Consider the following 13,853-nt stretch of genomic DNA (forward strand, 5'->3'; position numbering starts at 1 on the left):
CGAAGTATAGCGTGCAGTTTACGAGGATTTAAGCTTAATGATAGTTGGATGTTTCATTAGAGAAATGTCCAATTATCAAATGCTATCTGTCATTACCTGACTCCATATAGCATAACCTGCGGCATTCATGTGTAGCCCATCTTCTATGAAAAGCTCTTCTTTTACCTTTTTGTTTTCATCCAGCATTGGCTCAAAAATATCAATGTATTTGCAATGGATATCGGCACTAATAAAATGCTTGATTAGACGGTTAGTTTTTTTGATTTTCTCTACTTGGTCCCATCTGCTGGGGCTGGGTTTTATAGAAAGAAAGGTAAGAGGTATGTCATTAAAGTTAGCTCGTATTTTATGATATAATTTCGTGAATGACTCCAGTATTTCCTCAGGTGTACTTCCATTGCCAATATCATTATCGCCAGCATAAATCACCATTTTAGTAGGTGCATAAGGAAGCACTATTCTTTCAAAATAGTATTGGCAGGCTTCCATAGTAGAGCCACCAAATGCTAGATTAATAATTTGGTCGTCAGCTAAGTCTGAATTAACACTTTCCCATAATCTGAAAGAAGACGAGCCATAAAACACAGTTTTGCCTGTTTCTACTTTACTACCTTGTAATTTGCTCTCTAATTCTTCAACCAATACTTCGTATTCTTCTGTCATATCTTTTTCTTAAAAACGGCCGGTTGAGAAATTTTTATTTTATAATCGTCAGCTAAATCTATAGCCTGTTTTACATAATCTTTATACTGAGCTTCTAAGTTTATTAAAAACGTAGAGAGCTCTTCTCTGTTATCCTTATCTTTTATAAAATCACTCATTCGCATTGGCTTATGAATATAAGCTGATAGTACGTTATGGCTTAATCTTTTGTCAAAATTAGCAACGGAAATCGGTACTATAAATGGTTCTGGACTTATTTCTAAAGCAAGTTTAAATGCCCCAGGTTTTAATGCTCCCGGAGATTGAGTGGTAATTCGGCTTGTTCCTTCCGGACTTATCATGATATTAATTCCACCCTGAATATAGGCCTGTGCCTCATCATAAAACTGCTGTTTTCTGTTCTTTTTTTCAGCATCAGATTCTTTAATTCTTACGGACTCTGGAGTATGTACATTAATATGCCCAAGGCGGTCATAGTAATTTTGATGCCCATATTCTACATTTCTGCTCACTCTTACTACCCTAATTCCAGGGTCTCCGTATTTCTTTTGCAAAATCATAGAACTTACAAAGTGCGAGTCTAGCGTTAGCTGAAAATTATTAGGAAGCGTATTATAAGGATGATTTAATAAATGGTTATAAATGAAAATATGTCCTGCTTGGTCCGGTAAATTTTCCCAGCCACCAATCACAAAATCTGAGTGTTCAAAAGCTTCTTGAAAACAGATAGCACATTTTTTTCGGATAGCTGAACTAGGCTCATCACTTGGTGATTTAACCACGGACTCGTACACATTGACTAAGGCTTTGTAGAATTTATTTTCTTGATTTACATTGCCTAGCACACCAAGACATACGTTCGCTAAACCTTTTTCTAAGGTATTACCGTTTTTTATTAATGTTCTCAAACATAAAAAGGCATCTTCTAACGTAAGAATGTTGTTCAGTAAATATGGAACTTTATGAAGCTTAGAGCTTGCGTCTAGCTGGGTAGAGTTCTGCTCTATTAAGTTCCGAATAGCAAGTATCTCCTTTTCAAATTTTTGAGAAATAAGCCTTGACCTTGCTGACCTTAATTGATTGCCAATCAGCCATAGGAGCCTATAATGGTGCGATAATTTAAAGTCTGAGTATTGCTCTATAAGGCTAAGAAGTTTTTTCTTAGGAAAGTGAAAGACTACAGAATCTTGAAGGGCAATGGCGGTGGAAACGTTCGATTTGTCTTTTAAACATCCAGCCCATGAGATGGTATATCCCTCATGCGTTAAAGTACGCATCAGGGCTAATTTTTTACCAATGTCTTCTTTAGGCGTGAAATTTAGAGAAACCTTTCCGGAAACTAGGATGTCATAGCCTATTGCTGCTTCTCCTTGTTCCATAATGACCTCACCCGCAGTAAATTTTTTTCGCTTACCAATTTTTGCAAGCTCTTTTAAATACTTGTCACTAAATACCTCAAAGAATGGGGACTTTCTCAATAAGTCGGTTAGAGAAGGGGAGTTGGTTGACTGTCGGTCTTCAATGTTCTCTAGTAACTGGTCAGAGTCCCAATCCGCAATGTGATACGTACTTAATTCCGTTCTTACCTTGGATAGTAACTTTACGGCATGTTCAAGTACAAATTCTAGAAATTTACTACCCAGGTCTGGGTGCTTGGTGAACATGTTTCTAAGGAACTCATGACTCCACTGCAAAACCTCACAATCTGTTGATGCCGTATCTGTGGTGGCGTATCTATAAGGACTTCTGAATCCAGACCAACCTAATGGGGTTAGAGGCCCTGTGGTATATCCAACCTCAAATTGGGCTGCTTCATGCTCTAACTGAATAGAAAACGACACCTCGCCATTCAGTAATAAATAGAAATGGGTACTTGAAGCAAATTGTGTAGTGATTTCCTCTCCTTTATTGAAACTTATTTTTTTACAAGCATTAGCAAGTTCATCGAGTATGTCTTGGTCTGGTTCATCCAGAAAGGATAGTGCTTTAAATATGTCAAAAGGCGGCATTGCATAAAAGTATGTAACAATTCAGAGTTCGCCAAGGCGAAGAATGAAAATGAAAATAATACAATTCAGAATAGAGTAGCCTAGAAATGGCAACTAGTTGATAATGACAAAATACTGCTACGCCAATCCATCAAAAATAGTTTTAAGTTCTTTGGCTATGGAACATATTTAGGATTGATTTTTTCATAGTTCAGGTGCTTCTGTGAATAATCATGAGGGAGTTTAGCTTTATGGCCGTCAGGTATTTCTATCGCTATAAGGCAAAGGCACAAAGAATAAGCTTGTCGTCTTAGCGATTGTCTTTTTTTGCCGCGAAGATTTCCAAGTAGAATGTTAACTTAAGGAAGAATCTACTCCACCAAAGCCCCACTAAGCCTAAGCAATTCTAATTCAGAAACTCGTTCGTTATACTGAGCATTGACCAGCCTGTTTAGTGAGTCATCAAACCTTCTTTGGGCATCGTTTAGCTCCAAGATTGTACTACTACCAAGCTTAAATTTTTCTAAAGAAATAGTCAAGTTTTCTTCTGCCACGTCTTTGTTTTCTGTTTCTAAATTGAAAAGCTCACGGTCGGTCTGAAATTGATAAAAAGCAGTGGCTATATCAGCATCTAATTGGTTAAGAAGACTTTCTTTTTGCTTGTTAACTATGTCGGTATTTATTTTAGCCAGCTGAATATTTCTTTGCGTAGCCTGTCCATTAAAAATATTCCAAGTTGCAGAAATTCCGGAACTAAGTCCTAAACTCTGATTAAGAGCAAGGAAACCCGCATTGTTTTTACTTAATGAGTAACCAAAAGAAGAATTTAAAGCTATCCTCGGCTTACGGAAAGACTCCATTTCTTGCTGGTCTAGCAGGCTTATTTCCAAAGCTTTGTTAAGAAGTACTAAATCTTGGTTTGATGATTTGGCTTGGTCTAGCATTTCGGCTAGTGTGTACTGCGTTTTTGGCGAGGCTATGTTTGCTATATTAAAATCTCGCTCCGCTGCAGCTCCTAAAATATTGTTAAGTCTGATTTTAGCATTTTTAAGTTCGTTTTTGGCATTGACCAAACTAGATTTCTGGGTGTTGAGGTCGGCTTTTGATTGTAAAAAATCTAGTTTAGAACCTCGTCCTATTTGCCAGCGTTCTTCCGTGATTTTTAGTCGCTCGTCGTAATAGCCAATAATGGTAGTAAGGTAATCTACAGATTCCTTTTGTCTCAATATTTGATAATAGGTCTGCATGACATTTGCCACCGCATTTTGCACTACCAGTTTCTTTTCTATCTGACTTTGCTGTCCTTCCGACTTTAATCGCTCATACCTCGTTTGCATTCTTCTGCCGTCATACAGCGTCCAGCTAAGAGCCACATTGGTACTAGGAGCAAAAGATTGACCCAAACGATTTATCTTTCTGTCGTCTAAAAAAACTTGGTTTACCTGACTTAGGTTACCATTTACATTCGTATTCCAGTCTATAGTCGGAGTCATGCCAGCGTTTCCTTTGTAAATCTGGTTTTCGGCGGCGTCCAGCTGTCTTTCCGCTATCTGAATACCAAAGTTGCCTTCTAAAGCTTCTGAGATAGCTTTTTCTAGCGTCATGACGTTTTGACCTTGTGCCGAAACGGAAAGCAATAATAAAACTCCGAGCCCCTTTATAGAGGGCTGAAGAAGAGAATTGAATATTTGAAGAAAAGTATTTTTTGTCTGCATACGGCTTTCTTGAAGCAATTTATAAAAAGGATTTAAGCGTATTCTAAAGCCATTTCATCAATCTCTTGTTGGCGTTTGATGTCTTTCTTTTTGCTTAAATATAAATACATGGCAGGTATCACATATAGGGTAAGCATTAGTGATAACATTAAACCTCCTATCACCACTATTCCCATCGACCTGCGGCTTTCTCCTGCTGAACCTAAGGCTAAAGCAATTGGCATAGCACCAAAACATGTGGCAAGTGTGGTCATTAAGATAGGCCTTAGTCTGGAAGTGGCGGCCTGTATCACTGCTTCGGTTTTTGTTAAGCCCTGTTCTCTTAATTGATTGGCAAATTCCACAATCAGAATACCATTTTTAGTCACCAAACCTACCAACATGATAATACCTATTTGGCTGAAAATATTTAACGTTTGGTCAAATAACCACAAGGAAATTACAGCTCCTGCAATGGCTAGCGGCACGGTAAGCATGATAATGAGTGGGTCAATAAAACTTTCAAACTGAGCAGAAAGAATCAAATAAACCAAAACCAAAGCAAGAATAAAGGAGAACATGGTGTTACTAGAACTCTCTTCAAAATCACGAGAAGAACCAGTTAGCGAAGTAAGAATAGCTTCATCGCCAATCTTGTCTCTAATATCGTCCATGGCTTTTATGCCGTCGGCAATAGTTTTTCCAGGAGCTAAACCAGCCGATACCGTGGCAGACATATACCTGTCATAATGATATAACTGAGGAGGGCTACTTTGCTCTTCGGTTTTAATAATATTATCAAGCTGCACTAATTCGCCATCGGAGTTTTTGACATACATACTTCTCAGGTCAATTGGCTCATTTCTGTTTCCTCTGTCAAACTGGCCAATCACTTGATACTGTCTTCCATTCATGTTGAAATAGCTGAATCTTTGTCCTGCAAAGGCCAACTGCATGCTCTGAGCCACATCTGCCACAGACACATTCATGCTCTTCGCTTTTTCTCTGTCAATACTAATGGAGAGCTCAGGTTTACTAAATTTAAGATCCTGGTCAATAATGGTAAAGGTTGGGTCGTTTTGAACGGCTTCTGTAAACTTTGGTAAATACTCTCTGAGTTTTTCAAAACCCGGAGCTTGGATTACATATTGTATAGGAAGACCACCTCGCTTATTTAGAGCAATGGTCTGCCTTTCACTTACAAAAGCCTTGGCCTCTGGTATAGTTTTTAGCTGAGTATTTAAGTAATCGCCCCATTCAGATTGGGATTTCTCTCGTTCTGTTTTTGATTTTAATTTAACTCTTCCAAACCCTGTATTTGAGGCACCAGAGCCCGAAAAACCAGGAGAGGTAACACTAAGTATTCCGTTAATTTCAGGAATGGAATCCATGACCATTTGAGAAACTTTTTGCATGTAATTATCCATGTACTCATAAGAAGAGCCTTCTGGACCGGTCATTCGAAGGCTTAAGTCACTTCGGTCATCTAGAGGAGCAAGCTCAGAATCAAGGCTACTTCCAAAATAGTAAGTCAAGCCAAAAGTGCCAATTAGAATAAATACAGCCACTATTTTTTTATTCAGGAAATTGCCAAGACTAGTGTTGTAGCTTGTTTCCATGTTTTTGAAAAATGGCTCTGTAGCAGTCCAGAACTTAGTTTTTCTGATAACCTTTCGGTTTATATAGGCATTAAGAATTGGCGTAAGCGTTAATGAAACAAAAGCAGAAATCAATACTGCAGTGGCTAAGACAATACCGAACTCTTGGAATAATTTCCCCACAAAACCCTCCATGAAAATTACAGGTAAAAATACCGCAGCCAGCGTGATGGAAGTAGAAAGTACCGCAAAGAGAATTTCATTAGAACCTTTGATGGCAGCTTCTATAGGATTCATGCCGCCTTCTATTTTCTTATAAATGTTTTCCGTGACCACAATACCATCGTCCACCACCAGTCCAGTGGCAAGCACTATGGCCAGTAGTGTCAAAACATTAATAGAAAAACCGAAAATCCACATGATAAAGAATGTTCCTACCAAGGAAACAGGAATGTCAATCAATGGCCTAATAGCCACTATCCAATCCCTGAAAAATAAGAAGATAATCACCACCACCAGGCAGATGGCTATTAAGATGGTTTCGGCCACTTCTTCTACAGATTGTTCCACAAAAACTGTGTTGTCCATGATGGTTTCCATAGAGTAATCGTCTGGAAGCATGGCTCTGACTTGGTCGGCTCTATTGTGTGATTCTTTGGCTATGTCGAGGTAATTAGAGCCAGGCTGTGGGGTGATGGCTATTCCTACCATGGGTACGCCATTCCATCTTAATAAGGTTTCTGGGTTTTCTGGGCCTAATTCGGCAAAGCCAATGTCTTTGAAACGAATGATTTGTTCTCCTTCGTTTCTAACAATCATGTCGTTGAAATCCTCTTCGTTCACAAACTTCCCAATGGTTTTCACCACCAGTTCGGTATTGTCTCCTTGAAGTTTACCAGAAGGGAGTTCTACATTTTCTCTATCTAAGGCTGCTTTTACGTCTTGCGTGGTTACACCTTGCGAGGCCATTTTGTCTGGGTCCATCCATAAACGCATGGCATATCTTTTAAAGCCCCATATTCTTACAGAGCTTACGCCTTCAATAGTCTCAAATCTAGGAGAGATTACATTTTCGGCATAATCCGAAATTTCCAACATGTCTCTTTTATCACTTTGCAGTGTAAAAGAAAGTATGGTTTCCGCATCGGCATCCGCTTTACTTACGTTTGGCAAGCCATCAATGTCGTTTGGAAGCTGCCTAACAGCCTGAGATACTTTGTCTCGCACATCATTAGCGGCTCGCTCCATGTCATGGCCTAGCTTAAATTCAATGGTGATTCGGCTAGACCCCTGGTTACTAGAAGAACTCACAGAACGAATACCCTCTACGCTGTTAAGGGCTTTCTCTAATGGTTCTGTAATCTGGGATTCTATAATGTCGGCATTGGCACCAGGATAACTTGTGCTTACTGTTACCACAGGAGGGTCTACAGATGGGTATTCTCTAACACCCAAATATTGGAAACTAACTATTCCAAAAAGTAGAATCAGCAGATTCATTACTATCGCTAAAACCGGCCTTTTGATGGATAGGGTTGATATTGACATAATAATCTTAGTTAGATGTTACCGGTATACCAGGTTTTAAAACTTGTAATGCGGTTGTGATTAAAGAATCGCCTTCGTTCAATCCACTTAAAACCTGTACCATTTTTTCGTTTCTTAAGCCAGTTTCTATCAAAACTGATTCTACCACACCATTCCTTTTTAGGTAAACCTTTTTACCTTCTAATACTGGAATAATAGTTTCAGACGGAATCATAAGTGATTGCTCTTTGCCTAAATTTAATTTCACTTTCACAAACATTCCTGGAAGGAGTTTGCCATTAGTGTTACTAGTTAAACCTCTTATCTTTAGAGTTCTAAGGGTAGCATCAATTTTTGGGTCAATCGCTAAAATTTTTGAATTAAAAGATTCGGCTGTGCCGTCAATCTCAAAAGAAACTTGTTGGCCAGGTTTTACTTTGGTTAGGTATTTCTCAGGAATTGCGAAGTCTATCTTTAGTGGATTAATCTGTACCAAGGTAGCTATAAGCGTGTTTGGCGTAACGTAAGCTCCTTCCGATATGTTTTTAAGGCCAATTCGTCCTGAAAAAGGAGCCCTAATTTCGGTTTTGGCTAGCTGAACTTCTAATAACTCTTTATCTGCGTTTAGTGTACTTACTCTACTAGCCGATATTTCGTACTCTTCTTTGCTAATAGCCTCTATTTCTAAGAGTTTCTTTTGACGTGCCTCAATCTGGTTTGCTAGTTCTTCTTCAATAGCGACTTTCTTTAATTGAGCCTGAATGTCGTCATCCTTTATTTTGGCTATCAATGCTCCTTTTTTAACATAAGAGCCTTCGCTAAGGTTAAGTTTTACCAGCCTTCCAGCGTATTCGCTTCTTAACTCTACCTCTTCATTGGGGGAGAGTGTACCTGATGAATATACCAGTTGGTCAGAGTTGTCTGAAGAAACTAAAATAGTGCTTACAAAGGTGGCTGTAGGTATATTGGAAACACCAGAGGAAGTGGGTGTATCATCTGATTTGCCCCAGAAAAAAACTTTACCGATGATTAAAAGAACCAAAAGTAAACCGACTATTAGTAGTGGTCGCATATTAAATCAAGTGTTTTTGGTTAGCGTAGAAAAGGATTAAATCTGATTGAATTTACATCCTAAGAATAATACAATTTTAGCTATATGGATAGAGCTAAGTTTTGCATAGACCAAAGGAATGTTTGTAGATACATCAATAGTGGACGCCAAATATTCTCTTTTTGACTATTTTGGGATATTTTTTTTAAAATATTTAGCTTCTATTTGAAAGCTTTGTACTTTTGTAGGAGTAATTTAAAAAAGCAAAAAAGCATGTTTGATTATCAGTTTCCTACTTGGTTACCTATCTTATTTTTCGTTGTTCTTTTAGCTGGCTCTTACGTAGTAGGTAAGTGGTTGGTAAAGAATGATAGAAAGTATAAAGGTTTCTAGAAAACGCCTTCCGTTAAGTGTAGGACATTTTTTTCTGGTAATTTTTTCTGAATTACTCTGGCTAGAATATAGCTTCTAGCTCCATTTGAGCATGCTACTATTAGTGTGTCAAATTCTTCCAAGTCATTAAGGTGCTCATTGAGCAAATGTGCGGGAACACTAATTCCGCCAATATTGAAGTCATTAAATTCCGACGTCTCTCTCACATCTACTATGACTGCGTTTTGATTGTCAAGAACTTCCTGAAGTTCCTTTTGACTAATCTCTTTTATCTCACTTGAGTTTGTCTTCATTAGAAAAGCTGTAAAAGCCGTTATCGGTAAATATTATATGGTCGTAAATTATCATGTCTAGTAGCACTGCTCCATGCTGTAGTTTTTTGGTGAGCTGCATATCCGCATGGCTTGGTATCTTTTTTCCAGATGGATGATTATGGCAAAGTATGATAGAAGTGGCTAGGTGGTCTATTGCATGTTTGAAAACTAGCTTTGGGTCTGCCATGACCATGGCTACACCGCCTTGTCCTATTTTAAAGTGCTTGATGGGCTTTAAAGAGCGATCTAGCAAGAGTATCCAAAACTCTTCATGATGTAGGTCCATTAAAAATGGTTTGAAGTAGTTGTAAGCCTTAGCTGGCGAATCAATCTTAGCCACTACTTCAGTGCTTTCTGGTTTTCTTCTTCTTCCTAATTCTAATGCCGCGACTATGGAGATGGCTTTAGCTTCGCCAATTCCTTTAAAGCTTGTCAGTTCTTTGATACTGGCTTTGGCTAAAAGGTTGATGTCGTTTTTATAGTAAGCTAAAATATCTCTAGAAAGCTCTACGGCAGATTTATCTCTACTGCCAGAGCCTATCAATATTGCTATGAGTTCAGAGTCAGATAATGCACCTCGGCCTTTTAATAAAAGTTTTTCTCTAGGTCGGTCTTCTTCTGCCCAGTAAGAAATAGAGATGCGGTCGTTATGTGTCATAGCGAAATATACAGCCAATTATCACAAAAAAAAAGCTGTACTCTTCCGAGTACAGCTTCCTGTATCTTTTCAAAAACAAAAACTTGAGGCTTACGCCGCTAGTCCGTTTACTAACTTAGTCAATGAAGACTTGATGTTAGCAGCTTTGTTTTTATGAATTACGTTCTTACGAGCTAATTTATCAAGCATAGCAGAAACAACTTTTAATTGCTCAGCAGCTTCTTTAGCATCTGTTGCAGCACGTAATTTTCTTACAGCAGTACGTGTAGTTTTGTGCTGATACTTATTTCTTAAAGTCTTGCTTTCGTTAGACCTAATTCTCTTTAATGCTGACTTATGATTTGCCATTATATCTAAATATTTGTACGATTCTTCTTCTTTCGGGCTGCAAAGATAAAGAGAAAGAAAATAATTTACTAGTCTTACTTAAAAAAAAGTAGAACAGATATAAAATAATTGAAAAATTTATGTGGGAGTCCTTTAAATTGACTAAAATGAAGTCATTTTAAAACTGTTACGTATTGAAAAAAATAAGGCCTTTTGTTATTCTCATTGTTGGTTTAATGTCTTTAGGGGCATTTAGTTCATTTATTTGGGGCTTTTATGCCCATCAGCAAATCAATAGATTAGCAATTTACACCCTGCCTGAGGAAATGCTGGGTTTTTATAAAAAGAATATTGATTATGTTACAGAAAATGCCGTAAATCCTGATAGAAGGAGGTATGCGGTAGAAGGGGAGGCTCCAAGGCATTATATTGACTTAGATATTTACCCAAAGGAGGTGCAAGAAGATTTGGCTAGTTTAAGCTGGTCAAAAGCGGTAGAAAAATATTCGGAAGATACGCTGATGGCCTATGGTGTGGTGCCATGGCAGGTGGTACGAATGAAGTATCAACTTACTGACGCTTTTGTCAAACGTGATTTGCCAAATATTTTAAGACTATCTGCTGATGTAGGGCATTATATAGCAGATGCTCATGTGCCTTTACATACTACAGAAAATTATAATGGTCAAATGACTAATCAAATAGGAATTCATGGCTTTTGGGAGTCACGCTTACCAGAGCTTTTTTCTAATAATTATTCCTTCTGGATAGGCCAAGCTACTTATTTAAATAATGTTCATGAAAGCATTTGGGAGGTGGTTTTAAGCTCTCATGCAGCTCTAGATTCGGTATTTGCTTTTGAAAGAGAGCTTACGCTCAAAATGAGTGACGATAAGAAATATTCAGTAGGAGAGCGAAACGGTCAAACCGTAAAGCAGTATTCTAAAGACTTCTCAAAAAAATATCATAAAATGCTAGAAGGTCAGGTAGAAAAACGGATGCGTTCTTCTGTCAAAATGGTCGGGAATTTTTGGTATACCTGCTGGGTAGATGCCGGACAGCCTGATTTAGATGGGCTAGGCGTTTTTGAATTTGAAAGTAATGAAGACGAAGTAGAGCTCAAAAAAGCATGGCTTCGCCAAATATTGAAAGTAAGAAAAGAGGCGGATGATATTTGATTTGGATAGATAAACACCTTAGTAAAGCATAAAAAAAGGAGGCTGTCTCAAAAGTGTGAGACAGCCTCTTTTTATTTGGACTCCTATCTGAGAACATTTTCAAATAAGCAATTCTCAGAGCTTACTTTTTACTTATGAGACTTCCTCCTTTTTGATAAAATACTATTTAGCTTATTAACCTGCTTTTACAGCGGCAGTAAGCTTAGGAAGTACGTCAAAAACGTCTCCTACTATTCCGTAATCAGCTGCCTTAAAGAAAGGTGCTTCTGGGTCTGTGTTTATAACCACAATAACTTTTGATGAGTTAACACCAGCCAAATGCTGAATAGCTCCAGAAATACCGCAAGCTATATAAAGATTTGGAGCCACTTTTACGCCTGTTTGTCCTACGTGTTCGTGGTGAGGTCTCCAGTCTAAATCAGACACTGGTTTAGAGCATGCTGTGGTTGCTCCTAATGCTTCTGCTAGGTCTAATAATGGTTGCCAGTTTTCAGGGCCTTTCATTCCTCTTCCTCCTGATACTACTAAGTCTGCCTCTGGAAGCGAAACTGTTCCAGTAGCTTTTAATGTTTCAGTGATTTTTGCTCCGAAAGCTGCATCATTAATTTCTGCTTGAAAGGTTTCTACTGGAGCAGATGCGTCAGATGTTACTGGAGTAATGGCGTTTTTCTTAATAGCCAAAACTTTAACGTCTGTATTGATAGTGGTTTCAGCGAAAGCTTTCCCTGTAAATATGCTTCTGGTTACACTAAAGCCATTGTCAAGCTTTGGTAATTCTGTTACGTTTCCTACTACACCTGCTTTAAGAGCTCCCGCTGTTCTTGCTGTTACAGCATCAGCTAGGGATGATTTTGCGGTAATTATTACCGTAGCACCTGTGCTTTTGGCTGCAGCGGTTAATGTTTCCGAATAAGCCATGATGTTGGCAGATTCTAATTTGCTGTCGGCAGCATGTAAAACTTTACTAGCTCCGTAGTTACCCAGTTTGGCTAACTCTGTTTCGGATGCATTTCCAATGGCTATTACAGTATTGGTGCTACCTAGCATTTCTGCTACCTTAGCTCCATAATATACAGCCTCTAAAGAGGTCTTTTTTACTGCTCCATCTGCTAATTCTGCAAATACTAAAATTGACATGATGTTTTTGTTTTAATGTTTGATGCTGAGTAATAGATGTTTGATGTCGGGTGTTTGATGTCCGTTGTCAGATGCTCGTTGTTCAGCGTTTTTAATCTATTGTTTTCTTAAATGCTATCATCATATTCATCAAGTGAAAAGCTTCTGCCTCGTGTTTGATGAAAGTTTCTTCATTTAAATAATTTCTTCTTTTGGCTTTGTGTAAACATGTTACCACTTCTGCTAAGGACCTGATTGAGTATCCAAGGAATTTATGAAACTCCTTTTTTGATTGAAATATGGAACCTTCAGCAATATTTAGAGCTATTGAGTCACCTGCTCTTAAAATTTGAGAAGACAGATTGTAAATTTCTGATTTCGGGAAGGATTGAGCTACCGAGTGCATCTCTTCACCAAAATCCATTGCTTTCTGCCAAATATTTAATTTCTCAAATTTAAATTTCATATCGCTTAAAAAAACATCAATCATCAGACACCCGACTTCGGGCACTTAACAAATTAAATGACTTTAGCCTCCGTTCTTAGAAGTTCAATAAGCTTTTCCGCCTCTTCTGCAGGAATCATTTTACATGCTCCTTTTGCCGGAGGAAGTGAGTAAGAAGAAATGCTTGTCAATGTGTCGCCTACGGGCTCTACTACATTTAAAGGCTTCTTTCTAGCAGTCATGATACCTCTCATGCTTGCTATTTTCCATTCTGCTATTGGCTCTTGACAGCCTAAAACTAGGGGAAGTGTTGCTTCAATTTTCTCTTTTCCTCCTTCTATTTCTCTTGAGATATTGGCTTTGTCGCCATCAATGGTCAATTCCATTACGGGTGATAAAGAAGGGATTTCTAAAAGTTCTCCTACTATACCATGAACCACGCCTGAGTTATAATCGGTAGTTTCTCTACCCATCATAATTAAGTCATATCCTGCGTCTTTTGCTATGTGAGCTATTTGTTCCGCTACAAAATAAGAATCAGTTGGTTCTGCATTTACTCTGATGGCATCATCAGCACCAATGGCTAAAGCCTTTCTTATTTGTGGGTCGGAAGAGGCAGTGCCTACATTTAAAACGGTAAGCGTTCCTCCGTTTTGCTCTTTTAATTCTACAGCTCTTGCTAATGCGTAATCGTCATAGGGTCCAATAATATAAGTCACACCATTACTGTCGAAAGTGGTGTCGTTATCTGTAAAACTTATCTTGGAAGTTGTATCAGGAACACTTGATATACAAACCAGTATTTTCATGCTTTATAAAATTTGTTTGATTGAAATATTGATATTTGAGTCTTAAACTCATAAAATTGTTATGCATGCATAACATTACAAATGTAAATAGG

12 protein-coding genes are annotated in these 13,853 nt (G+C 38.1%); 1 reads left to right on the forward strand and 11 read right to left on the reverse strand.

Going from position 1 to position 13,853, the window contains the following annotated elements; translation table 11 throughout:
- Positions 1 to 75: 75 nt before the first annotated feature.
- From AC0L6O_RS05955 to rpsT, 8 genes are all read right to left on the reverse strand, one after another.
- The gene (locus AC0L6O_RS05955) at positions 76 to 663 is read right to left on the reverse strand and encodes an SGNH/GDSL hydrolase family protein (protein ID WP_473307055.1); all 588 of its coding nucleotides are present in this window, start codon (positions 661 to 663) and stop codon (positions 76 to 78) included.
- A complete protein-coding gene (locus tag AC0L6O_RS05960; RefSeq protein WP_473307057.1) occupies positions 660 to 2,672 on the reverse strand; it encodes a cyclic nucleotide-binding domain-containing protein in 2,013 nt (670 codons plus the stop codon). Before AC0L6O_RS05960 ends, AC0L6O_RS05955 begins: the two co-directional genes overlap by 4 nt.
- A 350-nt stretch (positions 2,673 to 3,022) precedes the next feature.
- Positions 3,023 to 4,366 (reverse strand): TolC family protein, encoded by a 1,344-nt coding sequence (locus tag AC0L6O_RS05965; RefSeq protein WP_473307058.1) that lies wholly within the window; start codon positions 4,364 to 4,366, stop codon positions 3,023 to 3,025.
- Between the two features lie 32 nt (positions 4,367 to 4,398).
- Complete coding sequence (locus AC0L6O_RS05970; RefSeq protein WP_473307060.1) at positions 4,399 to 7,491, reverse strand: efflux RND transporter permease subunit; 3,093 nt, start codon at positions 7,489 to 7,491, stop codon at positions 4,399 to 4,401.
- Positions 7,492 to 7,498: 7 nt separating this feature from the next.
- A complete protein-coding gene (locus AC0L6O_RS05975) occupies positions 7,499 to 8,542 on the reverse strand; it encodes an efflux RND transporter periplasmic adaptor subunit (protein WP_473307061.1) in 1,044 nt (347 codons plus the stop codon).
- A gap of 368 nt (positions 8,543 to 8,910) precedes the next feature.
- Positions 8,911 to 9,207 carry a rhodanese-like domain-containing protein gene (locus AC0L6O_RS05980; RefSeq protein WP_473307062.1) on the reverse strand — a complete coding sequence of 99 codons (297 nt, stop codon included), beginning with the start codon at positions 9,205 to 9,207 and terminating at the stop codon, positions 8,911 to 8,913.
- On the reverse strand, positions 9,188 to 9,886 hold the full coding sequence (radC, locus tag AC0L6O_RS05985) for a RadC family protein (protein WP_473307064.1): 699 nt from the start codon (positions 9,884 to 9,886) through the stop codon (positions 9,188 to 9,190). The genes AC0L6O_RS05980 and radC overlap by 20 nt, the downstream gene beginning before the upstream one ends.
- A gap of 90 nt (positions 9,887 to 9,976) precedes the next feature.
- A complete protein-coding gene (rpsT, locus tag AC0L6O_RS05990; RefSeq protein WP_341226924.1) occupies positions 9,977 to 10,234 on the reverse strand; it encodes a 30S ribosomal protein S20 in 258 nt (85 codons plus the stop codon).
- A 173-nt stretch (positions 10,235 to 10,407) separates the two neighbouring features.
- Here rpsT and AC0L6O_RS05995 point away from each other — a divergent pair, with 173 nt between their 5' ends.
- On the forward strand, positions 10,408 to 11,391 hold the full coding sequence (locus tag AC0L6O_RS05995; RefSeq protein ID WP_473307066.1) for a zinc dependent phospholipase C family protein: 984 nt from the start codon (positions 10,408 to 10,410) through the stop codon (positions 11,389 to 11,391).
- Between the two features lie 174 nt (positions 11,392 to 11,565).
- Here AC0L6O_RS05995 and AC0L6O_RS06000 read toward each other — a convergent pair whose 3' ends face one another.
- The 3 genes from AC0L6O_RS06000 to AC0L6O_RS06010 all read right to left on the reverse strand — a co-directional run bounded on the left by AC0L6O_RS06000 (position 11,566) and on the right by AC0L6O_RS06010 (position 13,761).
- The gene (locus AC0L6O_RS06000; RefSeq protein WP_473307068.1) at positions 11,566 to 12,528 is read right to left on the reverse strand and encodes an electron transfer flavoprotein subunit alpha/FixB family protein; all 963 of its coding nucleotides are present in this window, start codon (positions 12,526 to 12,528) and stop codon (positions 11,566 to 11,568) included.
- Positions 12,529 to 12,619: 91 nt separating this feature from the next.
- Positions 12,620 to 12,973 (reverse strand): four helix bundle protein, encoded by a 354-nt coding sequence (locus tag AC0L6O_RS06005; RefSeq protein WP_473307069.1) that lies wholly within the window; start codon positions 12,971 to 12,973, stop codon positions 12,620 to 12,622.
- 53 nt (positions 12,974 to 13,026) lie between these two features.
- The gene (locus AC0L6O_RS06010; RefSeq protein WP_473307070.1) at positions 13,027 to 13,761 is read right to left on the reverse strand and encodes an electron transfer flavoprotein subunit beta/FixA family protein; all 735 of its coding nucleotides are present in this window, start codon (positions 13,759 to 13,761) and stop codon (positions 13,027 to 13,029) included.
- Positions 13,762 to 13,853 lie beyond the last annotated feature (92 nt).

It is taken from the genome of Arcticibacterium sp. GJ41-1, from assembly GCF_055808875.1.